This window comes from Burkholderia pyrrocinia (assembly GCF_003330765.1).
Taxonomy (GTDB): domain Bacteria; phylum Pseudomonadota; class Gammaproteobacteria; order Burkholderiales; family Burkholderiaceae; genus Burkholderia; species Burkholderia pyrrocinia_B.
Window position 1 is genome coordinate 2,490,038 of sequence record NZ_CP024902.1, and the last position, 22,056, is coordinate 2,512,093.

The following is a 22,056-nucleotide window of genomic DNA, read 5'->3' on the forward strand; positions in this document are numbered from 1 at the left end:
TCCCGAAGGAAAATGACTATCAAATAGGAATCAGAAATGCCCGGTGAAGCGATAACGGCTGCCGGGATGCCACAGATTCGCCACCGAGGCGACGACGCCCTGCGACCAGGTGCGCCGATGTAAAACCAGACACGGCTCGACGTCGTCCATCCGCAGCTGCTCGCGCCGCTCCGGCGCCGGGGCCGCCGCTTCGATCCGGTACTCGACGCGCTGCAGCGGAGCCGCGCGCATCAGGTACAGGTTCGGCGTCGTGTTCGTGAAATCCTGCTCGGCGTAATCCGGCGCGACCGCCGGATTCACCCATCGTTCTTCGAGCTGCACGGGCTCGTCGTTCTCGAAGTGCAGCACCTGCGAATGAAACAGCTTCGCGCGCACGGCCACCTGCATCTCGTCGGCGAGCGCCTCGTCGGCGCGGATCGTCTCGAGACCGAGCACGCTGGCGTGATACGCATGCCCGCGCGCGCCGACCTCCTCCGAGATGCTGCGGATCGCCACCAGCGTCGACTCGTACTTCGGCCGCGCGACGTAGGTGCCGGCGCCCTTCATGCGCGTGAGCACCTGCTCGGCCGTCAACTCGCGCAGCGCGCGGTTGACGGTCATGCGCGCAACCTTGAACTCGCGCGCCAGCTCGTTCTCGGACGGCACCTGGTCGCCCTCCTCCCACTCGCCGGCGTGGATGCGGGCCAGGACGAAATCCTTGATCTCCTGGTAGACCGGCGCGCTCATGGGCTTACTGTTCCGATGCGAACGAGAACGGGCTGATCTTCGCGAACGCACGCTCGCCGACCAGCTTCGCGATCGCCGCGATGTCCGGCGCGAAGTAGTGGTCGAGCTCGTAATGCTCGACCTTGGCGCGGATCGTTTCCATCACGGGCGCCAGCTTCGGGCTCGTGTGGTACGGCGCGCGCAGGTCGACGCCCTGCGCGGCGGCCAGCAGTTCGATCGCGAGGATGTGCTTCGTGTTGTCCGCGATGTCGGCGAGCTTGCGCGCGGCGAACGTCGCCATCGACACGTGGTCTTCCTGGTTCGCCGAGGTCGGCAGCGAATCGACCGACGCCGGGTGCGCGAGCGTCTTGTTCTCCGACGCCAGCGCGGCGGCCGTCACGTGAGCGATCATGAAGCCCGAGTTCACGCCGCCGTCCCTCACGAGGAACGGGGGCAGGCCCGACAGCGTCGCGTCGATCAGCAGCGCGATACGGCGCTCGGCCAGCGCGCCGATTTCCGCTGCGGCGAGCGCGAGGTTGTCGGCCGCGAACGCGACGGGTTCCGCGTGGAAGTTGCCGCCCGACAGCACTTCGCCGGTGTCCGGGAAGATCAGCGGGTTGTCCGACACGGCGTTCGCCTCGATCAGCAGCACGTTGGCCGCGTGGCGCATCTGGTCCAGACACGCGCCCATCACCTGCGGCTGGCAGCGCAGGCTGTACGGATCCTGCACCTTGTCGCAGTCGCGGTGCGACTGGTTGATCGGCGAGCCTTCGAGCAGGTCGCGGTAGGCCGCGGCCGCGTCGATCTGGCCTTGATGGCCGCGCAGCTCATGAATGCGCGCGTCGAACGGCTTCACCGAGCCGGCTGCCGCGTCGACCGACAGCGCACCCGCGACCAGCCCGGTGCGGTACAGGTCTTCGATCGAGAACATGTTGTCGAGCGCCAGCGCCGTCGATGCCTGCGTGCCGTTCAGCAGCGCGAGGCCTTCCTTCGCCTGCAACGTCAGCGGCGCGAGGCCCGCGACGCGCAGACCGTCGATCGCGCTCGCGCGCTCGCCGCGAATGAACACTTCGCCGACGCCGAGCAGCACCGCCGACATGTGCGCGAGCGGCGCGAGGTCGCCCGATGCGCCGACCGAGCCCTTCACCGGGATCAGCGGCAGCACGTCCGCGTTGAACAGCTTGATCAGCGCGTCCATCACTTCGCGACGGATGCCCGAGTGGCCGCGGCCGAGGCTCGACAGCTTCAGTGCCATCAGCAGGCGCACCGACGAGCGCTCCATCGGCTGGCCGACGCCAACCGCGTGCGACAGCACGAGGTTCTTCTGCAGCAGTTCGAGCTGGTCGTGCGGGATGTGCGTGCTGGCCAGGCGGCCGAAGCCCGTGTTGATGCCGTAGGCCGGCTCGCCCTTCGCGGCGATGTCGGCGACAGCCTTCGCGCCGGCGTCGATCTTCGCGAAGCTGGCCGGGTCGAGCGTCAGTTGCACGGATTCGCGTGCGATCTGGCGCAGTTGCGGGAGGGTCAGGTGGCCGGGGGTCAACGTAATCATGTGAGCAATCCTGTCTAGACAAGTTCGGAATGGATTGCAGTGTAGCCACCCAAACTTGTCTAGACAACCAGTTTTTCATCGATTTCGACTTGGGAGTTTCCCTGATGTCCGGCTCGGGCCGCCGGACCGGCCCGCGGGATCCGGGTCTTAACATATGTTGCAATTATTTTGTTACTGTCAACATACGGATCACCACTCGCCAAGGAGACCCGCCATGAACTTCCCGTCACGATTCGCCGCCCGGTTCGGCCGCCGCCTGCTCGTCGCCGCGTGCGCGCTCGCATGCGGCGCCTCGCTCGCCGCGGAGCCGCTTTCCGGCACGCTCGAGAAGATCCGGCAGAGCAACCTGATCTCGATCGGCCACCGCGAAACGTCGGTGCCGTTCTCCTACGTCGACGCGAGCGGCAAGGTGATCGGCTTCTCGCAGGACCTGTGCGACCGCGTGATCGCCGCCGTAAAGGCACGCACCGGCAAGCCCGACCTGCAGGTGCGCTTCATCCCGGTCACGTCGCAGAACCGCATCCCGCTCGTGCAGAACGGCACCGTCGATCTCGAATGCGGCGTGACCACGAACCTCGCTGCGCGCCACGCGCAGGTGGCGTTCTCGACCACCTTCTTCGTCGCGACGACGCGCCTGCTCACGCGCACGACGTCGGGCATCCGCGACTTTCCCGACCTCGCCGGCAAGACGGTCGTGACGAACCAGGGCACGACGTCCGAACGCCTGCTCCGCAAGATGAACGAGGAAAAGAAGATGAACATGCAGATCATCAGCGCGAAGGACTACGGCGAAGGACGCCTCACGCTCGAATCGGGCCGCGCGGCCGCGTACATGATGGACGACGTGCTGCTCGCGGGCGTGCGCCAGCTCGCCGCGAAGCCGGCCGACTGGCGGCTCGTCGGCACGCCGCAATCGTCGGAAGCCTACGGATTCATGCTGCGCAAGGACGATCCGCAGTTCAAGGCGCTCGTCGACGGCGTGCTCGTCCAGCTGATGAAGAGCGGCGAGATCAATGCGCTGTACGACAAGTGGTTCATGAAGCCGGTGCCGCCGAAGGGCTTGTCGTTCGACTTCCCGATGAGCGACGTGATCAAGGCGCGCTATGCGGCGCCGAACGACGCGCCGCTCGAATGAGCGCCGCGCGTGGACGCCGGCTCACGCGCGTCCACGCAACACACGCCGCGTAGCCGGGCGCCGCGTCGAGCCAGGCCGCGTCGAACGCTGCGACGCCGGCGGCGGGCGCGGCCGGCTCGACGATCGTCGTCGCGGGGGTCGCCGCATCGCGCGGCGGCACGACCGCGAATGCGCGCAGCCCGCCGACGATGCCCGTGCCGAGCGCCTTGAGCAGCGCCTCCTTGGCCGACCACACGCGCATGAACGCGTCCGCGCGCGCATCGGCGGACAGGCCGTCGAGATACGCGGCCTCGGCGGGTGCGCAGACTTCGCGCGTCAGCGCGCGCCAGTCGGCCGCGCGGTTGCAGCACTCGATATCGACGCCGACGCGGCCCGCGGGCACCCACGCGAGCAGCGCATGATCGCCCGCGTGCGACACGTTGAAGTCGAGCCCGGTGCCATGCGCGGGGTCCAGCGACGGCCGCCCCGATTCGTCGACGACGATCGCGACCGCGTGCGGCGCAACACCGAGGGCCGCGCCGAGCAGGTCGCGCAGCGCGGCGCGCGTCGCGGCACTGCGCACCGCATCCTCGTGCCGCATGAAGCGCGCGGCCCGCGCGCGCTCGCCATCGCTCAGCGCCGCATACGCGGGCGACGCAAGCGGCACGCGCCAGTCGAAATCGACGCGCGCGATCCGCACGCCGGCGCGAGACGCGGCGGGCGGCACGTCGAGCGCCTGCACGCGCCACGCGCGGGGCGTGTCGAACGGGGAAGCGGAATCGGACGGAATGGACATCGGCACGCGGCAGCCTGTGCTGTGGAATGAAACGTCCGATGTTAATCGATCGCGCCGGCCGGCGGCCGACGACCGGCGCGGCAGGGTAAGGAAGCGAATCGGCACGGCGCGATGCGTTCGCACGCGCCAGGTCACCCGTTCGCGGCCACGCCCGGCACGCCGGACCCTGCCGTCCGCCTGCGCGACGCCGGATGAAGCGCGTGCACGGCGCCCGGCGCATCGGCCGGCAGCACGCCGTGCTGCAGCCAGTACAGCGCGACGGGCCACAGCGCGTCGGTGAAACGGCTGTGGAAAAACGCGAAATGGCCGATCGCGTCGACGCCGATGTCGCCCGGCGCGATCCGCAGGTGCGTGACGTCGCTGCCCGCGTAGTAGCCGACCAGCCGCTCGATCGCGTCGACCGTGCCGAATGCGTCGTCGTCGAGGCCGATCGCGAGCATCGGCGCCGACAGCCCCGCGAAACGCGCCGGCAGCGCCGCGCGGCTCACGGCGCTTTCGTCGAGCAGGCCGCCCGTATAAATGTCTTCGAAACGCGGTCGCGAGCGCGCCCACGACAGCGCGATGCCGCGCGGCGTGTCCTCCATCCAGCCGAGCCGCTTCGCGGGCACATAGCCGAACACGGCCGCGAGCGCGGGCATCGCGACATGCCACTTCCACCACATGCGGCGCCGCTCGGCCGGCAGGTAATCGCGCCAGTACGCATACTGCGCACCGACGGTCACCGCATGCCGCACATGCACGTTCGATCCCGCGAGCCCGAGCACGCAGCCGCCGATGCTGTGCGCGACGACGTCGAGCGGCTGGCCCGGAAACGCGGCGCGCGCATAGTGCAGCGCGGCCTCGCAATCGAGCCTGCCCCAGTCGAGCCAGTTCGCGCGCAGCTTCGCGAGCCGCGCCGGGCGCGATCCGCCGATGCCGCGATAGTCGTAGACGAGCACGTCGCGCCCCTGCGCGAACAGCCAGGCCGCGAAACGGAAGTAATAGTCGCAGCGCACCGACGTCGCGCAATTGATGACCGTCACGGGCCGCACGGCACCGCCGCCGCGATGGCGCCACACATGGCCGCGTAGCACATAGCCGTCGGCCGCGCGCAGCGTCACGGGCTCGGGCGGCAGCGCGCCCGCCGCGCGATCACGCTGCGCCGCCCCGCCTTCTTCGTTCGAAATCGTCATCCTGTCTCCTGTCGGCCAGAGTTAACGCTTCAGCGCTTACTCTGGCCCCATGCTTCGCGGTCGGTCAGCGTTAGCGCTTTAGCGCTTTAGCGCTTACTGCGATCCCATGCTTCGCGGTCGGCCAGAGTTAGCGCTTTAACGCCTGCCCTGGCCCCCTGCTTCGCGATCCGGGCCGGCGCGAACCGCCACCCGCACCCATCGGCCAGCCTCCATTGAACTTGACGCGCCCCGTGTTCTCAACCAATCTTGCTGCTCCGTTCGCATGAGTCATACGCATGTCAACGCCGCTCGTCCGTCTCCCGTCGCTCGACCTCGTCCGCGGTTTCGTCGCCGTCGGTCGCCGCATGAGCATCACGCTCGCCGCGCAGGACCTGTGCGTCACCCAATCGGCGGTCAGCCGCCAGGTGCATGCGCTCGAAGCCCATCTCGGCGTCGCGTTGCTGCAGCGCGGCTACCGGAAGATCGCGTTCACGCCGGAAGGCGAGCGGCTGTTCCGCGTCGCGGATGCGGCCCTGCACAGCCTGCAGGACACGGTCGCGTCGCTCGCCGCCGCGCGCGAGCGCCAGCCCGTCACGATCACCGCGAGCATCGGCGTTACCGCGCTGTGGCTGCTGCCGCGGCTCGGGCGGCTGCAGGCGCGCCTGCCCGGGATCGACCTGCGCGTCGCCGCGAACGACAAGGTACTCGATTTGCGCGCCGAAGGCATCGACCTCGGCATCCGCTATTGCCCACGCGATCGCGCCCCGACCGGCGCGCTGCGCCTGTTCGACGAGATCGTCGTGCCGGTCGCGCATCCGGCGCTCGCCGCGCGGCCGGTCACGAGCGCGGCCGCGATCGCCGACCACGTGCTGCTCGAATTCGACGGGCCGCCGCAACCGCAATTGCAGTGGCACGCGCACCTGCACGCGGCCGGGCTCGGCGACGCGCGCCCGAAAGGCGTGCTGCGCTTCAACCAGTACGACCAGGTGATCCAGGCCGCGATCGCGGGCCAGGGCGTTGCGCTCGGACGGCTCGCGCTGGTCGCGCCGATGCTCGCGGACGGGCGGCTCGCAGTGCTCGGGCCGCATACTCAGGCGCTGTCGGATGCGTACGGCTACTGGCTGTTCCAGCACGATCCGGCGCCGCGCCGCGAAGTCGCCGACGTGCGCGACTGGATGCTCGCCGAAGCGGCCGAATGCGACGCGGCGATGCGCGCGCACGACACGGCGTCGGCGTAAGCCGGCGCCGGCTTTCCGGATCAACCGGGCCATGGCCGATCGCTGCCGCCCCCCGTTCGCGCGTCATCGCATTCCCCACACGCATGCCAACCTGACCGAATGATCGCTTGAGCGATGACCGGCCCGATCGTCTAATCGGATCGAGCGCAGTCGTTTCGCCGCGCACCTTCATCCGGAGACACGCATGACCCCGATCGAGCAGGAAGTCCGACGCCGCTGGCTGCCCGTGCTGGCGGGCGGCCTGATCATGGGTGCCGCGCTCGGCATCCGCCACGTGCAGGGCCTGTTCCTCGCGCCCGTGTCGCTCGACCACGGCTGGTCGCGCGAAGCGTTCGGGTTCGCACTGGCGCTGCAGAACCTGATCTGGGGCGTCGCGCAGCCGTTCACGGGGATGGTCGCCGACCGCTTCGGCTCGGTGCGCGTGATCGTCGCCGGGATGCTGCTGTATGCGGCCGGGCTCGTCACGATGGCGCATGCGGCATCGACCGGCCTGTTCACGGTCGGCGCCGGGCTCGTGATCGGCATCGCGCTGTCGGGCTCGGCGTTCGCGTCGATCTACGGTGCGCTGAGCCGCCTGTTTCCGCCCGACCGGCGCGGCTGGGCGCTCGGCGTCGCGGGCGCGATCGGCGGGCTCGGCCAGTTCTGCATGGTGCCCGTCGCGCAGGAACTGATCGGCGGTGTCGGCTGGCGGCATGCGTTCATCGCGCTGGCGCTCGTCGCGGCGCTGCTCGCGCCGCTCGCCGTGCTGCTGCGCGAGCGGCCCGTGCTGGCTGCCGCCGCCGGCCCCGACCAGTCGATCGGCGAAGCGGTACGCGAGGCGTTCGCACATCGCGGCTTCTGGCTGCTGAATGCGGGCTTCTTCGCGTGCGGATTCCAGCTCGCGTTCATCGCGACGCACCTGCCCGCGTACCTGCTCGACCACGGGCTGCCGGCGCGCCACGCAAGCGTCGCGCTCGCGCTGATCGCGCTGACCAACGTGGCCGGCACCTATGCGTGCGGCCAGCTCGGCGGGTTGCTGCGGCGCAAGTACGTGCTGTCGGTGCTGTACCTCGTGCGCGCGCTCGCAATGGCCGCGTTCGTCGCCGCGCCGCTGTCGCCCGCGAGCGTCTATGTGTTCGCGGCCGTGATGGGGTTCACGTGGCTCGGCACGGTGCCGCTGACGAACGGCGTGATCTCGCAGGTGTTCGGCGTGCGCTACATCGCGACGCTGTTCGGCTTCGTGTTCTTCGGGCACCAGCTCGGCAGCTTCTTCGGCGTCTGGCTCGGCGCGCTCGTGTATGACGCAACGCATTCGTACCTGCCGCTGTGGATCGGCTCGATCGCGCTCGGCGTGCTCGCGGCGCTCCTGCACCTGCCGATCGACGACGCGCGCATCGCGCGGCCCGCGTCGGGCAGCGCGGCATGGGCATGACCCGCGCGGCGCTGGCCGCTGGCGCACTCGCGTTCGTCGCGTGGTGCGGCGCGGCCTACTTCGATTCGGGCGTCGCATACGCATTGCTCGAACACGTCGCGTTCTGCAACTGACCCGGCGAACCGCGCCGCGCGGGCGAACGGTCAGCGACGCTTCGGCAATGCGGCCAGCGCATCGAGCGCGCGGCCCCGCGCGGCCGCATGATCGACGAGCGGCACCGGATAGTCGACGCCGAGCCGCACGCCGGCCGCGTCGAGTTGCAGCGGCGACGCTTCCCACGGCGCATGGATCGACGCAGTGTCGAGGCCCGCGAGTTCGGGCACCCAGCGCCGCACATACGCGCCGTCCGGGTCGAACTTCCGGCCCTGTGCGACCGGATTGAAGATGCGGAAATATGGCGCGGCGTCGGCGCCGCAACCGGCCACCCATTGCCAGCTCGCCGCGTTGTTCGCGGGATCGGCGTCGACCAGCGTATCCCAGAACCACGTTTCGCCCGCGCGCCAGTCGACCAGCAGATGCTTGACGAGGAACGACGCGACGACCATCCGTACGCGGTTGTGCATCCAGCCGGTCGTCCACAGCTCGCGCAAGCCCGCATCGACGAGCGGATAGCCGGTCAGCCCGCGCTGCCATGCGCGCAGTGCGGCGGGATCATCGCGCCATGGCATCGCGTCGAACTGCGCGCGGAAGTTGTCGGTCGCGAGCGCCGAAAAGTGGTACAGCAGCGCGTAGCTGAATTCGCGCCAGCCGAGCTCGCTCAGGAACTTGTCGGCACCCGCAGCGCACGCCGCGCCGCCCGCGTGAGCGGCGCCCTGCACCGCGTGCCACACCTGTCGCGGCGACACGTTGCCGAAGCGCAGAAACGGCGACAGCCGGCTCGTCGCGGGCCGGTCGGGACGGTCGCGCGCATCCGCATAGCCGGCGAGCGATGCCGTCAGGAACGCGTCGAGCCGTTCGTGCGCGCCGGCTTCGTCGGGCGCCGGCCACGCGTCGCGCAGGCCGCCGGCCCAGTCCGGCACGGGCGGGCGCAGCGCAAGCGCGTCGAGCGCCAGCGCGCGGTCACGCACGGCTGCCGGCCACGGATGAAACACGATCCGTTCGGGTTCCGGCAGCGGCGCGACAACGGCGCGATCGCGGCGCGCCGCGCGCCAGTACGCGGTGAACACCTGGTACGGCGCGCCGCTGCCCGTCAGCACCTCCCACGGCTCGTTCAGCAGGCTGCCGTTGCTGCTCTCGACCGTGACGCCGCGCGCCCTGAGCGACGCCTTCAGCGCGGCGTCTGCATCGCGCTGCGGCTGCGCATAGCGGCGGTTCCAGTACACGGCTTCCGCGCCCGTGTCGTGCACGATGCGCTCGATCTCGCGCGGCGCATCGCCGCGCAACAGCAGCAGGCGCCCGCCATGACGCGCGAGCGCGGCGTCGAGCCCGGCCAGCGACCCGTGCAGCCACCAGCGCGCCGCGCCGCCCAGCGGACGCCCCGCGCCGTCGCCCGTATCGTCGACGAACACGCACACGAGCGGCCGGCCGGACGCAACCGCGCGCGTCAGCGCAGGCTGGTCGGTCACGCGCAGATCGTCGCGGAACCAGACGATCGCGGGAGCAACGGACGACTTGGCGGGCACGGGCACCTCGATGCTCAAAGCGGAACGGGACACGTATTGTCGCGGCTGCGCCGCGCGGTGTCGACGCTCGACGCGCCGTGGCCGATGACGTTCACGGCAATCGCACCGCGTCGCACGACCGGTGAAACGCCTTAGTCCATTCCGACGATTCTCCGCCGCGTGCGCCGGCCTACGCTCGATGTCGGGTACACCGCGATGCGCGGCACGTGCCGTGCCGATACCGGCACCCCCAACCATACGCGCCGGCCAATGCTGGCGCGGACCCTTCCGACCGCTGCGGCGCCCGGCACCCGGGCGCGCTCGCAGCCTCACCCGATACGCCGCCATGACCAAACCCTCGAATCTCGTCACCTCGATCACCGTCGACATCGACGCGCCGGCCTCCGTCGTCTGGGAAGTGCTGACCGACTTCCCGCGCTACGGCGAATGGAACACGTTTTGCGTCGGCTTCGAAACGACCGGCAAGCTCGGCGATTTCGTGCACATGCAGGTTCGCATTCCGGGCACGGAGACCGTGATTCCCGTCAGCGAGATTCTCGTCGCCTGCGAGCCCGAGCGCCTGCTGTCGTGGGAGCAGCGCCCGACCGACGACAACAAGGACGCCGCGCGCCGCGACCAGTACATCGACGCCGACGGCGCCGAGCGCTGCCGCTATGTCACGACCGACCAGTTCCTCGGCGTCAACGCGGACACGATCATGCAGCACCACGGTGCGTGGGTGAAACAGGGCTTCGACCAGTGCGCGCGCGACGTGAAGCAGCGCGCCGAAGCGCTGCATGCGGCGCGCCGGCGCAACAGCGCGTGACCGGGAGCGGCCGATGCCCGATCTGCAAACGCTCTCCGACCATCACGACATCCGCGAACTGATCGTCGCGTATTCGAGTGCGATCGATACGCGCGACTTCGACGCGCTCGATGCGGTGTTCACGCCCGATGCGGCGATCGACTATCGCGCGATGGGCGGCATCGCCGGCCGCTATCCGGACGTGAAGGCCTGGCTGCGCACCGTGCTGCCGCAGTTTCCGCAGTACCAGCACATGGTCGGCAACCTGTCGGTCCGGCTCGACGGCGATACCGCGCGCGGCCGCACGATCTGCTTCAATCCGATGGAAATCGCGCTGCCGGACGGCGGCACGCAGGTGATGTTTCTCGGGCTGTGGTACGTCGACCGGCTCGTGCGCACCGCGCAGGGCTGGCGCATCGCCGAGCGCGTCGAGGAGCGCTGTTACGGCCACAACGTGCCGGCCGTACTCGCGGGCGCGACCGGCTGATCCGGCCGCGACGCGCGCGCCGTGCCATGGCGGCACGGCGCGCGCGTCGCCAATATCGTTTCGTCAATCGAGCCGGAACGCCGCCTCGAAACGCGCGACGAACGCGTCGAACTCGGCTTCCGGCAGATGGTTGATGCCGCCCGCGCGCTTGCGCCCGCCGCCGGTCGGAAAGCCGCGGCAGAACTCGTCGGCGCCGAGCGGCCGGCCGTCGGGCACGCGCACGCTGACGACGAGCCCGCCGTCCGCGCGCGGCGACAGCACCGCGAGCGCCGCATGCGGCGCGTTGCGCATCCGCTCGTTTGCGAGCATGCCCGTCGCGCGCCGCGCCCACGGATGATCGGGCATCCGTACCAGCGTCGCGCCCGGCACCTCGCGCAGCGGCGCGAGCGCGCATGCGCGCGCCATGTCATCGCGGTAGCCGTCGCGCAGCGCGGCGAACACGGCGGTCTCGCGCACGAAATCGAGCGGATCGACGCATGGCAACATCGCGTCGGCGAGCGCCGCCGGATCGAAGTGCAGATCGCCGACGCAATCGCCGTACGCGTTGTAGTTCAGGTAGAGCCCGAGTTCAGCGAGCGTGCCACGCTCGGCCTCGTCGATCCCGTGCTTGCGCGCGAGCGCGCCGCCGAGCGCCGGCAGTTCATCGCCGAATGCCGCGACGATCGCCCAGCGCACGTGCCGGCCGCCGAGATAGCGGTCCACGAGCACGCTCGTGCAGACGTCGGCCGCCGTGTCGATATGCGTATCGAAGCGCGGATCGTCGGGCAGCTCGCCGGCGAAGTGATGGTCGAAATAGCGGACCGTCGCGCCGCTGCGCAGCAGCCGCGCGCACGCGTCGCGGTTCTGGTCGTGCGACACGTCGAGCACGGTGACGATGTCGCCTGCCCGCGCGTCGATCCGCTCGAGCAGCTTGATGTCGCGCTTCACGCCGGTCACGAGCGTGCCGCGCCCGCCCTCCGCGAGCCGCAGTTGCTGGAGCGCGCACAGGCCGTCCGCGTCGCCGTTGAACGCGAAGAAATGCCGCGTGTGTGGGTTGTCCTGCATGATCCGTTACTCCATCGTCAAGGCATGAAATCGCCGCCGTTCGCGTCGAGCGTCGCGCCCGTCACCGCGTTCGCATAGTCCGACGCGAGGAACAGCGCCGCGCGCGCGCAATCGTCGTCGGTCGGCAGCTTCGCGAGCGCGATGTTCGACGCGATCGGCGCGATGATCTGCTCCTCCGTCATCCCGTATTCGTCCGCCGCCTGGCGGAAATACGTCTGCGTCGGCACGCCCCACATCCAGCCCATGTGGATGCTGTTCGCGCGAATACCGTGCACGCCGAGTTCGCGCGCCAGGTATTTTGCCGCAACGGCGAGCGCCCCCTTCGATACAGCGTAGCCGGCTTCCCCTGCAAAAGGCTTGCGGGTCGCCTGCGTGTTGATCATCACGATCGCGCCACGCTGCTGCCGCTTCATGTGCGGCACGACTTCCTGCGTGAGCGCCATCGTGCCGAACACGTTGGTGTCGAACACCGTGCGCCAGCCGTCGAGGTCGGCTTCGTCCACCGGCTCCGGAAACGTGCCGTGCACGAACGCGCTGTTCACGAGCGCGTCGATCCGGCCGAAGCGCTCGACGGCCTGCGTCGCGAGCTGCCGGCATTGCGTGCGATCGGTGATGTCGGTCTTCATCTTCAGCACGTCGCAATCGACGCCAAGTTCGCGGATCCGTGCTTCGGCGTCGTCGAGCTTTTCCATCGTGCGCGCCGCGACGACCACGCCGCGTGCGCCCTCGCGCGCGGCCTCGACGGCGAGCTTCACGCCGAGCCCCGGCCCGATCCCGGAAATCACGATGATCTTGTCCTTCAGCAACATGGGTTGTCTCCTGGTTGTCGTTCGTCTCGCGGGCGCCGCCGTCAACCGGCCGCCCGCAGATGCCGCGCGCGATACGCGGCGAAGTCGCGCGCGAGCTGCGCATCGGTGAAGCCGAAGCGTGCGATCGAATAGTCGTGCGCGGCGCGCTTGTCGCGGCCGTTGCGCGCCATCCAGTCCGTCATCGCCGCGCGCTGCCGCGCATCGAGCGGCATGCCGGCGAAACCGTACACGGCCTCCACGACGCCGAGCGGATTCGAGACGGTGTCCTCGAAACGCACGTCGAGGAACCGGTCGGCCGGCAGCGCGTCGCGCGCCGTCATCGCCGCGCCGATCGCGCGCGCCATTCCCGCGCTCCACTGCGCGCCGACGGCGAGCGGATCCGGATCGTCCGCATACATCTGCCACAACGTGTGCGCCATGCTCGCCATCGACGGAATCGTCTGCGCCGGATCGCGGTGCGTGAGCACGACCTGCGCGCGCGGAAACACGCAGCACAACACGTCGAGCGCATGCAGGTGCTGCGGCGTCTTCAGCAGCCAGCGCTCGGCCGGCGCGACGCCGCGCCGCGCCTTCTGCCACTGCAGGAACTGCAGCATGCGCTTCAGGTACGTGTAGACCGGCGTGAGATCCTGCTTCGCGAGCCACGCCGTATAGCCCGGCACGTTCGCGTAAGAATCCATCGCGCACACGAACGCGTGCTCCATCAGCATGAACTCCTCGTCGGCGAGCATCGCGTCTAGCGGATGGATCGTCAGGATCTGCGGAATGCAGTCGATCATCATCGCGACCTCGGCCTGCGCGCGCGCGATGCGCACGGTCGGCGCGTCGAGCGTCTCGCCGGCGAGCGGCGCCGGGTAGCGCGTTTCCCACCACGCGGCCGAATGAAAGCGCGGGTCGACGGCCAGCAGCCGCTGCAGCAGCGTCGTGCCCGTGCGCGGCAGGCCGACGATCACGAGCGGATCGTCGATCGCGATGTCCGCGATCTCCGGATGACGCCGGAAGTAATCCTCGACGACGAGCCGGTTCACGAGCTGGCCGACGAGCTTCTCGCGCATCATCGCCGCGCCGCGCGCGGACAGCTTCGCTTCGTCGATCAGCGACGCGCACATCACGTCGAGCGCCTCGCGATACGGCCCGTCGCCGAACGCGTTGAGCCCGCCCGTGCGTGACACGGCCTCGGCAATCAGCCCGTCGGCGTCAAGCAGCGTGCGGATCGAGTCGAGCGGTGCGTTCATACGGCCTCCTTCAGCGTGGCGAGCTTCACGACGCGCGTGCGCGGATGCACGGGTTGCGCGGCACCGACCCAGCGCCAGCAGATCGTGCCGGTGCGATGCCCGGCCGTATCGAGCCAGTTCGCATCGCCCGGCTGCGATGCGGCGACGACCACCGTCACGCCGCCGCCGGCATTCGGCCGCGCGCTGTGCTTGTTCACGCAGATGTCGAAATGGCGGTAGTCGAGCGACTCCATCCAGTAGTTGTTGAGCTGCACGTTCCAGAAATCGCAGTTGGGCACCGTATCGACGTCGATCACGAGCGCTTCGTCGTCGGCCAGCGACCAGCACGAGTGGTAGTAGTAGATGTTCGGGTCGCCGCCGACCGACTGGCACAGCGCCTGGTCGGCGGGCGGCAGCGCGTTCACGTGCGACCGGTAGCTCGCGGCCCAGTCGGCGAACAACTTCGACGTCTGCTCGACGAACTGCGCGGCGCGCGTGAGGCCGCCCTGCAGCACGAGCGGGTCGAGCGGCGCCGGTCGGTCCTGCGCGCCGATGCGCTCGATCTTCAGTTGCGCGGGCGTCTCCGCGCGCCGGTCGAGGAAGGTCTGGCGCACCAGCAGCGCATTCGTGCCGGGCTCCATGCGCACCCAGTTGCCGGCGCGCGGCGTTTCGCCCAGCACGATCTCGAAGCTGCCGTCCGGCGCGATCTCGAGCTGCTTCGCGTCGATAAAGCCCGTCTGCAGCATCTTGCCGTCGGTCTCGTAGCCGCCCTTCTGCGTGCCGAAGCTCAGGTACGCGACCGTGCCGCGCCGCCCCGTTACGCGGTATTCGCAGCGGCCGTCGAGGCGCGCGTACTGGTACAGGTTGTCGGGATTGTCGGCACCGATCTTCGCGGTCTCGTGCGACGGCGAGAAAAAGCCGGGCCATGCGCCGTCGGCAAACTCGACGTGCATTTCGAGCGCGATGCGCATCAGCCGGCTCAGGTAGCGGAACCCTTCCGCGCGCGTGAGCGGATCGTCCGGCGCCTCGGCGCGCAGGATCTGTTGTCCGCTGCGTTTCAGGGTGTCGCAGAAATCGGCCCAGGTCTGGCCCGAAAGCAATTGCGTGGCACGTGTGTCGTCCGTCATGTGTCGTCTCCGCCGATGGTCGAGCGCTCACCTTAAGCGCCGGCGCCGTGCGCCACTTCGTCCGGGTGGACTAAGGAAAGATCCGCTGCGCCGCCGCGCCGCGGTTTAGTCCACCCGGACGAAGAGCGACATGCGCTGTGCTCGATACCGTTGGCGTCATGCACGAAACGCCGCACATGTCGCGCGGCGCCGGCATGAAACAAGGAGACGAACGATGTTGACCCACTTGGAGCGACTGGAGGCCGAAAGCATCCACATCATGCGCGAGGTGGTCGCGGAGAGCGAGAACCCGGTGATGCTGTATTCGATCGGCAAGGACAGCTCGGTCATGCTGCATCTCGCGATGAAGGCGTTCTACCCGGCGAAGCCGCCCTTTCCGCTGCTGCACGTCGATACGACCTGGAAGTTCCGCGAGATGATCGCGTTTCGCGACGAGACGGCCGCGCGCCTCGGCCTCGACCTGCGCGTGCACATCAACCCCGACGGCGTCGCGAACCACATCAACCCGTTCACGCACGGCTCGGCCGTGCACACCGACGTGTGGAAGACCCAGGGCCTCAAGCAGGCGCTCGATCACTACGGCTTCGACGCCGCGTTCGGCGGCGCACGACGCGACGAAGAGAAGTCGCGCGCGAAGGAGCGCATCGTGTCGCTGCGCTCGGAGCAGCACCGCTGGGACCCGAAGCGCCAGCGCCCCGAACTCTGGTCGCTGTACAACGCGCGCAAGCGCAAGGGCGAAAGCCTGCGGGTGTTCCCGATCTCGAACTGGACCGAGCTGGACATCTGGCAGTACATCCAGCTTCACGCCATCCCGATCGTGCCGCTCTACTTCGCGAAGGTGCGGCCCGTCGTCGAGCGCGACGGCGCGCTGATCATGGTCGACGACGAACGCCTGCCGCTACGTGAAAGCGAAGTGCCGCAGATGCGCAAGGTGCGCTTTCGCACGCTCGGCTGCTACCCGCTGACGGGTGCGATCGACAGCGACGCGACGTCGCTCGACGACATCCTGCAGGAGATGCGCGAGACGCGCACGTCCGAGCGCCAGGGGCGGCTGATCGACAGCGATTCGGCCGGTTCGATGGAAAAGAAGAAACAGGAGGGCTATTTCTGATGGCACACGTTCTCACCGCGCGCGACACGCTCGCGCGCCCCGCCCCTGCCGCGTCCGCCGCCGACGACGCGCAAACCAAGGACCTGCTGCGCTTCATCACGTGCGGCAGCGTCGACGACGGCAAGAGCACGCTGATCGGCCGCCTGCTCTACGAATCGAACCTGCTGTTCGACGACCAGCTCGCGCAGCTCGAGGCCGATTCGAAGAAGGTCGGCACGCAAGGCGGCGAACTCGATTTCGCGCTGCTCGTCGACGGCCTGTCGGCCGAACGCGAGCAAGGGATCACGATCGACGTCGCGTACCGCTTCTTCGCAACCGCGCGGCGCAAGTTCATCGTCGCCGACACGCCCGGCCACGAGCAGTACACGCGCAACATGATCACCGGCGCGTCGACCGCCGATCTGGCAGTCATCCTGATCGACGCGCGCAAGGGCGTGCTCACGCAGACGCGCCGCCATAGCCATCTCGTCGCGCTGATCGGCATCAAGCGCGTCGTGCTGGCGATCAACAAGATGGATCTCGTCGACTACGACCCGGCCGTGTTCGACCGCATCGATGCCGACTATCGCGCATTCGCGGCCGAACTCGGGCTGCCGGAGATCGTCAGCATCCCGATGTCGGCGCTGCGCGGCGACAACGTGATCGTGCCGAGCACGCGGATGCCGTGGTATGCGGGCCCGACGCTGATGCAGCATCTCGACAACCTGCCGCTCGCCGCACGCGTGACGCGCGACGAGCCGTTCCGGCTGCCCGTGCAGTGGGTCAACCGCCCGCACCTGAACTTCCGCGGCTATGCGGGCAGCATCGCGTCGGGCGAGATCCGCGTCGGCGAGCGCGTGCGCGTGCTGCCGTCCGGCCAGGAGAGCCGCGTCGCGTCGGTGATCACGCAGCGCGGCGAAAGCGACATCGCGCGCGCCGGCGACGCGGTGACGCTCACGCTCGCCGACGAGATCGACATCAGCCGCGGCGACCTGATCGCGCGCGCGGACGCGCCGCCCGAAGTGGCCGACCAGTTCGAGGCGACGCTCGTGTGGATGCACGACGAGCCGCTGCTGCCCGGCCGCCCGTATCTCGTGAAACTCGGCACGCAGACGGTCGGCGCGACCTGCGCGACGCCGAAGTACAAGATCGACGTGAACACGCGCGAGCATCTCGCCGCGCGCACGCTCGCGCTCAACGAGATCGGCGTGTGCAACCTGAGCTTCGACCGGCCCGTCGCGTTCGATCCGTACGACCGGAACCGCCATACGGGCGGCTTCATCGTGATCGACCGCTTCACCAACGACACGATCGGCGCCGGGATGCTGCACTTCGCGCTGCGCCGCGCGCACAACGTGCACTGGCAGGCCGTCGACGTCGATCGCGACGCGCGCGCCGTGCAGAAGGCGCAGACGCCGCGCATCGTGTGGCTGACGGGGCTGTCGGGCGCCGGCAAGTCGACCATCGCGAACCTCGTCGAGAAGCGGCTGCACGCGCTCGGCAGGCACACGTACCTGCTGGATGGCGACAACGTGCGGCACGGGCTCAATCGCGATCTCGGCTTCACCGAGGCCGATCGTGTGGAGAACATCCGGCGCGTCGCCGAAGTCGCGCGGCTGATGCTCGACGCGGGGCTCATCACGCTCGTGTCGTTCATCTCGCCGTTCCGCGCGGAGCGCGACATGGCGCGCGCGATGGTCGGCGCCGACGAGTTCGTCGAAGTGTTCGTCGACACGCCGCTCGCGATTGCCGAGGAACGCGATCCGAAGGGCCTGTACAAGAAAGCGCGGCGCGGCGAGCTGAAGCACTTCACGGGCATCGACTCGCCGTACGAGCCGCCCGCGCAGCCCGAGCTGCGCGTCGATACGGTGGCCGAGTCGCCTGAAGAAGCGGCGGACCGCATCGTCGCGTACCTGCTGCGCGAGCGCACGGCGTAAGCGCCGCATGCGGGTTTCCCGCAAGCCCGCGTCGTCTACTCCGTTCGGATGACGCGGGCCGCCGGCTGGCCGGTATGCTGGGTCGGGAACCCTTCATCCCGACCCAGGAGAACACGAGCATGCAGATCGCGCTGGCGCCCGGCGACACGGCCACGCACGACGGTTTCGACGACGCCGCGTGGACGGCGCGCGAACTCAGCGCGTGGCTCGGGCTCGTCTATCAGGGCCCGTCGGAAGCGACCCCGTGGGCCGGCTTTCTCGAAGCGGTCCGCGTGCGGCTCGACGCGAGCTTCACGACGCTCGTGCTGCGCAATCCGGGCGGCTCGCGGCACGGGCTCATCATCAACGCATCGACGCACGGCCCGCTGCTGCCCGGCGAGCCGTCGTACAGCGAGCAGTTCTATGCGCTGTGCCCGTTTCTCGACCACCCGCCCGGCCAGGTCTTCACGGCCGACCGGCTGTTCGGCGAAACTGCGTGGCGCGCGCACGATTTCTACCGGCAGTACCTGCAGCCGCTCGACCTGCGCTACATCCTCGGCGCGAACCTGCGCGGCGAACGCGGCGTCGAGTGCGCGTTCTTCGTGAGCCGTGCGCACGGCGGCCGCGATTTCGACGCGGCCGAACGCGCGCAGGTCGCGACGCTGCTGCCGCACCTGCAGCGGGCAGTCGAGCTGCACGCGGCGTTCGACGTGCTCGATGCCGAACGCGCGCTGTACGCGGGCACCGTCGACCGGCTCGATGTCGGCACCGCGATCGTCGACGAGGACGGCCGCGTGATCAAGCGCAACCGCATCGCCGAGCGGCTGATCGAGCAGCAGGACGGGCTGTGCGTGCGCCAGGAGCGGCTCCACGCGTCGTGCCCGCTCGACGAGCGCCGGCTGCAGAAGGCGCTGCAGGCCGCGCTCGAGCATTTCCGTGCGGGCGCGCTCGTGCGCATCGAAGCCACCACGCTGTCGCGCCCCGGCGGCGCGATGCCGTTGAGCGTGCTGCTGCGACCGCTCGCGCCCTACCGCGGCGCCGAGGATCGCCAGCATCGGCCGGCCGTCGCGGTGTTCGTCCGCGATCCGACGGCGTCGCCGCAGACGTCGCGCGACATGCTGCACCGGCTGTTCCGGCTCACGCCGATGGAGACCGAAATCGCGCTGCTGCTCGTCGACGGGCTGACGCTCGACGAGGCGGCCACCGCGACCGGCATCACGAAGAACACCGCGCGCGCGCACCTGCGCGGCATCTTCGCGAAAACGGGCGCGACGCGGCAGGCCGTGCTCGTGAAGACGCTGCTCAACAGCGTCGTGTCGATGGCGTAGCAGGCGCCGATCGGCCGCGCGGCGATCGGCGTTATCTCAGCCGATGTCATACGTCATCAGACATGAATGAATACCGATCCGGCGTCGTGACATTCCCCAATATTTGCGCAATTCCCGGGTAAACCCGCGACGTCTTCGTGGGTGCTCAGGCGTACCATGTTATACGACGACATACTACATTGACCGCCACCCAGACGCCGACGCGGGCTGCCGCCCCGTCCGCCGCCGCTTGACCGGAGACACCCTTGAACCCGCCCTCGCCCGCCCTGCCCGGACGCGACCCGCTCGCGTCCGCCGTCTCGAAAGTGAAGTGGCATGTATTGCCGCTCGTGCTGATCATGTTCATCGCGAACTACATCGACCGCGTGAACGTCGGTTTCGTCGATCGCCACCTCGAAGCGTCGATCGGCATCGGCGCGGCCGCATACGGGCTCGGCGCCGGGCTGTTCTTCGTTGGCTATGCGCTGTTCGAAGTGCCGTCGAACCTGCTGATGCAGCGCTACGGCGCACGCGTGTGGCTCGCGCGAATCATGGCGACCTGGGGCATCGTCGCGGCCGCGATGGCGTTCGTGTGGAACGACACGTCGTTCTACGCGCTGCGCTTCCTGCTCGGCGTGGCCGAGGCCGGCTTCTTCCCCGGCGTCGTGCTGTACCTGTCGCAATGGCTGCCGCCGCAGGAGCGCGGCAAGGCGATGGCGATCTTCCTCGGCGGCTCCGCGTTCGCATCGGTGCTGTCCGGGCCCGTCACCGGCGCGCTGCTGTCGATCCGCGGCTTCGGCCTCGAAGGCTGGCAATGGATGTTCCTGATCGAAGGGTTGTTCTCGGTCGCGCTGTGCGGTGCGAGCTGGCTGCTGCTGAAATCGCATATCCGCGACGCGACGTGGCTCACGGCCGACGAACGCGCGGCGCTCGAAACGGCGCTCGACGCGGAACGCGCGACGCGCGACGTGCGCTCGAACGTGCCCGTGCGCGCCACGGCGCTGCTGCGCGATCCGCAGATCATGCTGTTCTGCTTCCTGTATTTCTCGATCCAGTTGACGATCTACGCGGCCACGTTCTGGCTGCCGACGATCATCCGCAAGATGGGCGGCCTCACCGATTTCCAGGTCGGCCTGTACAACACGATTCCGTGGATGATCGCGATCGGCGCGATGTACTGCTTCGCGGTGCTGTCGTCGAAGTGGAAGCATCCGCAACGCTGGCTCGCGTTCGCGCTCGTGCTCGCCGCATGCGGGCTGTTCGCGTCGACGTCGCACGATCCCGTGTGGTCGTTCGCGTCGATCTGCTTCGCCGCGCTGGGCTTCAAGGCCGCGTCGTCGCTGTTCTGGCCGATCCCGCAGGGCTACCTCGACACGCGCGTGGCCGCGGCCGTGATCGCGCTGATCAACTCGGTCGGCAACCTCGGCGGCTTCGTTGCGCCGACGGCATTCGGCTATCTGAAGCAACATACTGGTTCGATCACAGGCGGGCTGTATGCGCTCGCGATCGCTTCCCTCGTCGCCGCGGTCGCCGCGCTGTTCGCACGCACGCACCGGCGCAGCGATCCGCCGCGCGGCCTGCCGGCCGACGAGTCCTTCACGAACGCTTCGATGCTCCGCCATGCCGAACACTGACCGCCTGACCGTCGTCGTCTCGAATGCCGCCGACGGCGACCTCGCCACGTTCTCCCTCGCGGCCGACGGCACGCTCGCGCCGCTCGCCCGCTACCCGGCCGCCGACGTCGCGATGCCGATCGCCGTGCAGGCCGACCGCGCGCGGCTCTACGTCGCGACGCGCGGCGAACAGCCGACCATCGTCGCGTTCCGCTGTATGCCGGCCACCGGCGCGCTCGCGCGCATCGGTGCGACCGCGATCGACGCGAGCCACGCGTACCTGTCGCTCGACCGCAGCGGCCGCTGGCTGCTCGGCGCGTCGTATGGCGGGAATTCGCTGAGTCTTTACGACGCCGCGCGCGTGCGCGACGGCGACGGCGCGCCGCTGCAGGTCGCCGGCGGCATCGCGAACGCGCATGCCGTCGTCGTGTCGCCGGACAATCGTTTCGCGTACGTCAGTTCGCTCGGCTCGGACCGCGTGTTCAGCTTCGCGCTCGTCGAGGACGCGGCCGGCCTGCGCATGCTCGAACACGGCGAAACGCGCGTGCCGGCCGGCTTCGGCCCGCGCCACCTGCAATTCGCGCGCGACGGCCGCACGCTCGTCGTCGTCAGCGAATTCCAGGCCACGCTCGCGACCTTCGCGCGCGATCCCGACAGCGGCCGGCTCGGCGACGCGCATGTCAGCGCGCGCCACCCGGCCGTCGCCGGACTCGCGCAAGGCCATGCGCGGCCGCCCGCGCCCGCCGAACCTTCCGTCTGGGCCGCCGATCTCCATCTGACGCCCGACGAACGCTTCGCGTATGTCAGCGAACGCACGTCGAGCCAGCTGCTCTGCTATCACCGCCTTGCCGACGGCACGTTCGAGCCCGCGCACGCGACCGCCACCGAGACGCAGCCGCGCGGGTTCGCGATCGACCCGTCTGGGCGCTGGCTCGTCGCGTGCGGCGAACAGTCTGAACACGTATCGGTGTATGCGATCGCACCGGACGACGGCGCGCTGTCGCTGCACGCACGCGTGCCGGGCGGGCGCGGCGCGAACTGGATCGCGATCGTCTGACGAAGCGACACCGGCCCGGGAT

General features: G+C 69.3%; 20 protein-coding genes. 11 read left to right on the forward strand and 9 right to left on the reverse strand.

Features of this window, described 5'->3' with window-relative positions:
• Nucleotides 1-30 precede the first annotated feature (30 nt).
• Complete coding sequence (gene hutC / locus CUJ89_RS11985; RefSeq protein WP_114177507.1) at nt 31-726, reverse strand: histidine utilization repressor; 696 nt, start codon at nt 724-726, stop codon at nt 31-33.
• 4 nt (nt 727-730) lie between these two features.
• Nucleotides 731-2,254, reverse strand: coding sequence for a histidine ammonia-lyase (gene hutH, locus CUJ89_RS11990; protein ID WP_114177508.1), 1,524 nt, complete (start codon nt 2,252-2,254; stop codon nt 731-733).
• 214 nt (nt 2,255-2,468) lie between these two features.
• On the opposite strand from hutH, the gene CUJ89_RS11995 reads away from it, so the two are divergent.
• On the forward strand, nt 2,469-3,389 hold the full coding sequence (locus CUJ89_RS11995; protein ID WP_114177509.1) for a glutamate/aspartate ABC transporter substrate-binding protein: 921 nt from the start codon (nt 2,469-2,471) through the stop codon (nt 3,387-3,389).
• Here CUJ89_RS11995 and CUJ89_RS12000 read toward each other — a convergent pair.
• Entirely contained in the window at nt 3,346-4,164 is an 819-nt protein-coding gene (locus CUJ89_RS12000) for a 4'-phosphopantetheinyl transferase family protein (RefSeq protein WP_114177510.1), read from the reverse strand. The two genes, CUJ89_RS11995 and CUJ89_RS12000, sit on opposite strands and share 44 nt — an antisense overlap.
• 131 nt (nt 4,165-4,295) lie before the next feature.
• Nucleotides 4,296-5,336, reverse strand: coding sequence for an alpha/beta fold hydrolase (locus tag CUJ89_RS12005; protein ID WP_114177511.1), 1,041 nt, complete (start codon nt 5,334-5,336; stop codon nt 4,296-4,298).
• Nucleotides 5,337-5,611: 275 nt separating this feature from the next.
• Here CUJ89_RS12005 and CUJ89_RS12010 point away from each other — a divergent pair, with 275 nt between their 5' ends.
• From CUJ89_RS12010 to CUJ89_RS38845, 3 genes are all read left to right on the forward strand, one after another.
• Nucleotides 5,612-6,553, forward strand: a complete 942-nt coding sequence (locus CUJ89_RS12010) for a LysR substrate-binding domain-containing protein (RefSeq protein ID WP_114177512.1) — start codon at nt 5,612-5,614, stop codon at nt 6,551-6,553.
• A gap of 184 nt (nt 6,554-6,737) precedes the next feature.
• Nucleotides 6,738-7,964 carry an MFS transporter gene (locus tag CUJ89_RS12015; RefSeq protein WP_236654888.1) on the forward strand — a complete coding sequence of 409 codons (1,227 nt, stop codon included), beginning with the start codon at nt 6,738-6,740 and terminating at the stop codon, nt 7,962-7,964.
• Complete coding sequence (locus tag CUJ89_RS38845; protein ID WP_265341755.1) at nt 7,955-8,077, forward strand: hypothetical protein; 123 nt, start codon at nt 7,955-7,957, stop codon at nt 8,075-8,077. The genes CUJ89_RS12015 and CUJ89_RS38845 overlap by 10 nt, the downstream gene beginning before the upstream one ends.
• A 30-nt stretch (nt 8,078-8,107) precedes the next feature.
• Here the strand turns inward: CUJ89_RS38845 and CUJ89_RS12020 are convergent, their stop codons facing one another.
• Nucleotides 8,108-9,586, reverse strand: coding sequence for a cryptochrome/photolyase family protein (locus tag CUJ89_RS12020; RefSeq protein WP_114178595.1), 1,479 nt, complete (start codon nt 9,584-9,586; stop codon nt 8,108-8,110).
• Nucleotides 9,587-9,911: 325 nt separating this feature from the next.
• On the opposite strand from CUJ89_RS12020, the gene CUJ89_RS12025 reads away from it, so the two are divergent.
• Together CUJ89_RS12025 and CUJ89_RS12030 are read left to right on the forward strand one after the other, a co-directional pair.
• Nucleotides 9,912-10,391, forward strand: a complete 480-nt coding sequence (locus CUJ89_RS12025; RefSeq protein WP_114177513.1) for an SRPBCC domain-containing protein — start codon at nt 9,912-9,914, stop codon at nt 10,389-10,391.
• A gap of 13 nt (nt 10,392-10,404) precedes the next feature.
• On the forward strand, nt 10,405-10,857 hold the full coding sequence (locus CUJ89_RS12030) for a nuclear transport factor 2 family protein (RefSeq protein WP_114178596.1): 453 nt from the start codon (nt 10,405-10,407) through the stop codon (nt 10,855-10,857).
• A 63-nt stretch (nt 10,858-10,920) separates the two neighbouring features.
• On the opposite strand, the gene CUJ89_RS12035 is transcribed toward CUJ89_RS12030, so the two are convergent.
• The 4 genes from CUJ89_RS12035 to CUJ89_RS12050 are packed head-to-tail and all read right to left on the reverse strand — an operon-like array spanning nt 10,921 to nt 15,051.
• Nucleotides 10,921-11,901 carry an acetyltransferase gene (locus tag CUJ89_RS12035; protein WP_114177514.1) on the reverse strand — a complete coding sequence of 327 codons (981 nt, stop codon included), beginning with the start codon at nt 11,899-11,901 and terminating at the stop codon, nt 10,921-10,923.
• 17 nt (nt 11,902-11,918) lie between these two features.
• Complete coding sequence (locus tag CUJ89_RS12040; protein ID WP_114177515.1) at nt 11,919-12,710, reverse strand: SDR family oxidoreductase; 792 nt, start codon at nt 12,708-12,710, stop codon at nt 11,919-11,921.
• A gap of 41 nt (nt 12,711-12,751) precedes the next feature.
• On the reverse strand, nt 12,752-13,945 hold the full coding sequence (locus CUJ89_RS12045; protein ID WP_114177516.1) for a sulfotransferase family protein: 1,194 nt from the start codon (nt 13,943-13,945) through the stop codon (nt 12,752-12,754).
• Nucleotides 13,942-15,051, reverse strand: coding sequence for a DUF1214 domain-containing protein (locus CUJ89_RS12050; RefSeq protein WP_114177517.1), 1,110 nt, complete (start codon nt 15,049-15,051; stop codon nt 13,942-13,944). The genes CUJ89_RS12045 and CUJ89_RS12050 overlap by 4 nt, the downstream gene beginning before the upstream one ends.
• A 214-nt stretch (nt 15,052-15,265) precedes the next feature.
• Here CUJ89_RS12050 and cysD point away from each other — a divergent pair, with 214 nt between their 5' ends.
• From cysD to CUJ89_RS12080, 5 genes are all read left to right on the forward strand, one after another.
• Nucleotides 15,266-16,162 carry a sulfate adenylyltransferase subunit CysD gene (cysD, locus tag CUJ89_RS12055; protein WP_114177518.1) on the forward strand — a complete coding sequence of 299 codons (897 nt, stop codon included), beginning with the start codon at nt 15,266-15,268 and terminating at the stop codon, nt 16,160-16,162.
• A complete protein-coding gene (gene cysN, locus CUJ89_RS12060) occupies nt 16,162-18,078 on the forward strand; it encodes a sulfate adenylyltransferase subunit CysN (RefSeq protein WP_114177519.1) in 1,917 nt (638 codons plus the stop codon). Before cysD ends, cysN begins: the two co-directional genes overlap by 1 nt.
• A gap of 119 nt (nt 18,079-18,197) precedes the next feature.
• Nucleotides 18,198-19,385 (forward strand): helix-turn-helix transcriptional regulator, encoded by a 1,188-nt coding sequence (locus tag CUJ89_RS12065; protein ID WP_114177520.1) that lies wholly within the window; start codon nt 18,198-18,200, stop codon nt 19,383-19,385.
• Between the two features lie 245 nt (nt 19,386-19,630).
• On the forward strand, nt 19,631-20,998 hold the full coding sequence (locus CUJ89_RS12075; RefSeq protein WP_114177522.1) for an MFS transporter: 1,368 nt from the start codon (nt 19,631-19,633) through the stop codon (nt 20,996-20,998).
• Nucleotides 20,985-22,034 (forward strand): lactonase family protein, encoded by a 1,050-nt coding sequence (locus CUJ89_RS12080; RefSeq protein WP_114177523.1) that lies wholly within the window; start codon nt 20,985-20,987, stop codon nt 22,032-22,034. Before CUJ89_RS12075 ends, CUJ89_RS12080 begins: the two co-directional genes overlap by 14 nt.
• Nucleotides 22,035-22,056 lie beyond the last annotated feature (22 nt).

Coding starts and splice junctions, on each gene's coding strand:
- CUJ89_RS12010 (WP_114177512.1), top strand. CDS start 5,612: ATGTCAACGCCGCTCGTCCGTCTCCCGTCGCTCGACCTCGTCCGCGGT.
- CUJ89_RS12040 (WP_114177515.1), bottom strand. CDS start 12,710: ATGTTGCTGAAGGACAAGATCATCGTGATTTCCGGGATCGGGCCGGGG.
- hutC (WP_114177507.1), bottom strand. CDS start 726: ATGAGCGCGCCGGTCTACCAGGAGATCAAGGATTTCGTCCTGGCCCGC.
- CUJ89_RS12000 (WP_114177510.1), bottom strand. CDS start 4,164: ATGTCCATTCCGTCCGATTCCGCTTCCCCGTTCGACACGCCCCGCGCG.
- CUJ89_RS12080 (WP_114177523.1), top strand. CDS start 20,985: ATGCCGAACACTGACCGCCTGACCGTCGTCGTCTCGAATGCCGCCGAC.
- CUJ89_RS12005 (WP_114177511.1), bottom strand. CDS start 5,336: ATGACGATTTCGAACGAAGAAGGCGGGGCGGCGCAGCGTGATCGCGCG.
- cysD (WP_114177518.1), top strand. CDS start 15,266: ATGTTGACCCACTTGGAGCGACTGGAGGCCGAAAGCATCCACATCATG.
- CUJ89_RS12050 (WP_114177517.1), bottom strand. CDS start 15,051: ATGACGGACGACACACGTGCCACGCAATTGCTTTCGGGCCAGACCTGG.
- hutH (WP_114177508.1), bottom strand. CDS start 2,254: ATGATTACGTTGACCCCCGGCCACCTGACCCTCCCGCAACTGCGCCAG.
- CUJ89_RS38845 (WP_265341755.1), top strand. CDS start 7,955: ATGGGCATGACCCGCGCGGCGCTGGCCGCTGGCGCACTCGCGTTCGTC.
- CUJ89_RS12045 (WP_114177516.1), bottom strand. CDS start 13,945: ATGAACGCACCGCTCGACTCGATCCGCACGCTGCTTGACGCCGACGGG.
- CUJ89_RS11995 (WP_114177509.1), top strand. CDS start 2,469: ATGAACTTCCCGTCACGATTCGCCGCCCGGTTCGGCCGCCGCCTGCTC.
- CUJ89_RS12030 (WP_114178596.1), top strand. CDS start 10,405: ATGCCCGATCTGCAAACGCTCTCCGACCATCACGACATCCGCGAACTG.
- CUJ89_RS12065 (WP_114177520.1), top strand. CDS start 18,198: ATGCAGATCGCGCTGGCGCCCGGCGACACGGCCACGCACGACGGTTTC.
- cysN (WP_114177519.1), top strand. CDS start 16,162: ATGGCACACGTTCTCACCGCGCGCGACACGCTCGCGCGCCCCGCCCCT.
- CUJ89_RS12025 (WP_114177513.1), top strand. CDS start 9,912: ATGACCAAACCCTCGAATCTCGTCACCTCGATCACCGTCGACATCGAC.
- CUJ89_RS12015 (WP_236654888.1), top strand. CDS start 6,738: ATGACCCCGATCGAGCAGGAAGTCCGACGCCGCTGGCTGCCCGTGCTG.
- CUJ89_RS12035 (WP_114177514.1), bottom strand. CDS start 11,901: ATGCAGGACAACCCACACACGCGGCATTTCTTCGCGTTCAACGGCGAC.